The sequence below is a fragment of the Syntrophorhabdus sp. genome, from assembly GCA_012719415.1.
GTDB lineage: Bacteria > Desulfobacterota > Syntrophorhabdia > Syntrophorhabdales > Syntrophorhabdaceae > Delta-02.
In genome coordinates, this window is sequence record JAAYAK010000251.1 from 1 (window position 1) to 2323 (window position 2323).

Annotated in this window: 3 protein-coding genes; all 3 read left to right on the forward strand. The window is 56.6% G+C overall.

All coding sequences use genetic code 11. The features are described 5' to 3' along the window. Positions 1–281 (forward strand): acyltransferase (locus tag GXX82_15020; protein ID NLT24350.1); only part of this gene is annotated, 281 nt, incomplete at its 5' end. A 141-nt stretch (positions 282–422) separates the two neighbouring features. After that, positions 423–2069 carry a peptide-binding protein gene (locus GXX82_15025; protein NLT24351.1) on the forward strand — a complete coding sequence of 549 codons (1647 nt, stop codon included), beginning with the start codon at positions 423–425 and terminating at the stop codon, positions 2067–2069. Beyond that, on the forward strand, positions 2050–2323 hold a 274-nt coding region (locus GXX82_15030), incomplete at its 3' end, for an ABC transporter permease (GenBank protein NLT24352.1). The genes GXX82_15025 and GXX82_15030, both read left to right, overlap by 20 nt.

Consider the following 2323-nt stretch of genomic DNA (forward strand, 5'->3'; position numbering starts at 1 on the left):
CCCATTCCCACAGTGAGTCGAACCACACGCAACGCACGTACAAAAAGGTCACCATCGGCAATTACGTAGTTGTCTATACGGCATCTATAATCCTGCCAGGGGTTTCCATAGGAGACGAGGCGATAGTGGCAGCCGGGTCCATCGTCACCGAGGACGTGGCAGCCTCGACCATGGTCGGGGGAAGGCCCGCGGGACCCATCAGACCGCGCCGGACTGAAGGCCGTCACGGCAGGGACCTCAACCACCTGTGGCTCAAGGACGGACTCTTTCAGGACGAATAGCTTCCATCAGGGACCGACCCTTCCTGGAACGGTCTGCGTCGTCCTCGCTCCGGGACCCCGCAGCCGCTCGACCTGCCGCTCGACCTTCGGCTTCCTTTACTTTGAAGGGGGTCTCTGCTAGAATTAGCTTCAATTGCGCTCATGGTACATAAGAAGAACCTGATCCCTCTCTGCTTCATCATTCTATGTCTCTGTCTCCTTACCTCCTGCGGCAGGAAGAAGGACACGGCACGGTACGACGATCCGGGAAAGCCAGCCTGCGGGGACATGATAATAACGGGCTCGATCGGGGAACCCTCGAACCTCATACCCATTTTGGCCAGCGATTCGGCCTCCCATGAGGTTGCCTCCTACGTCTATAACGGTCTTGTCAAGTACGACAAGGACCTCACTATCGTCGGCGACCTCGCCGAGTCCTGGGAGATCTCGAAAGACAACCTCTCTATTACCTTCAAGCTGAAAAAGGGCGTGAAGTGGCAGGATGGCAAACCATTTTCTGCCCACGATGTGATGTACACATACAAGATGACCGTCGATCCCCGGACACCCACCCCTTATTCCGGTGATTTCAAGCTTGTGAGAAAGGCTGAGGTCCTCGATGACCACACATTCCGGGTCACGTACGATAAGCCCTTCGCCCCGGCCCTTATCAGCTGGTCGGCCTCCATCCTGCCGAGGCACCTGCTCGAGGGAAAGGACATCGCCATGTCGCCTCTCAAGCGAAAGCCTGTCGGCACGGGCCCTTTCGTATTCACCGAATGGGTCCCCGGCGACCGGGTCATCCTCACGGCGAACCCGGATTATTTCGAGGGTAGGCCTTACATCGGACGGTACATGATGAAGATCATCCCCGATACAGCCACCATGTTCCTCGAGCTCAAGAACAACTCCATCGACCTCATGGGCCTGACGCCGCTTCAGTATGTCAAGCAGACCGATTACCCAGCATTCAAGCGGGAATTCAACAGGTTCAAGTACCTCGCCTTCGCCTATACCTACATCGGCTATAACCTGCGCCACGATTTCTTCCGGGACAGGAGGGTCCGGCAGGCCCTGGCTCACGCCATCAACAAGCAGGAGATCATCGATGGGATACTTCTCGGCCAGGGAATGGATGCCACGGGCCCCTTCAAACCCGACATGTGGGCATACGACGGGAACGTAAAACGGTATGAATACAGTCCCGAGAAGGCCCTCGCCCTGTTAGGGGACGCCGGTTTCCGCCGCGATGCCGACGGCGTTCTCAGGAAAAACGGAAGGTCCTTTGAGTTTACCATCCTCGTCAATCAGGGGAACGTGGTGCGTATCCAGAGCGCGGAACTCATCCAGCGCAGGCTCTCCGCCATCGGCATCACGATGAAGATCCGCGTTCTGGAATGGGCTACGCTCATTAATGATTTTATCGACAAGAGAAGCTTTGAGGCCGTTCTTCTCGGTTGGACAATACCCAACGATCCCGATCTGTTCGACATCTTTCATTCTTCCAAGCAGGGACCGAAGGAACTGAACTTCATTGGCTTTGAGAACAAGGAAGTCGATGATCTGCTTGTCAAGGCCCGTCACACCCTTGACCGGGGGGAGAGGAAGAAATACCTTGACCGCCTCCAGGAGGTCCTTGCCGAAGAACAGCCCTACACGTTCCTTTTCGTTCCGTACAGCACGGTGGCCCTCCACAAGCGTTTCAAGGGAGCGGAGCCGGCGCCGGCGGGGATTATGTACAATTTCATCAAGTGGTACGTGCCGGAAAACCAGATGAGGTACAGATCGAATGTTGCGGTATCTCCTTAAACGTCTTTTTTTCATGATCCCCATGGTCTTCGGGATCACCCTCATCTCCTTCGCCGTGATCCATCTCGTCCCAGGGGAGCCGGGGGCTCTGGAGGCGGAGATGAACCCGAAGATCACCAAGGAGGCGCGGGAGCGCATCCGTTCCTTCTACGGCCTCGACAAGCCGCTCTACGTTCAGTACTGGTCATGGCTCACGAGGATCGTGCGTTTGGACTTCGGCACATCCTTCGCCACGGACAGACGCCCCGTCATCG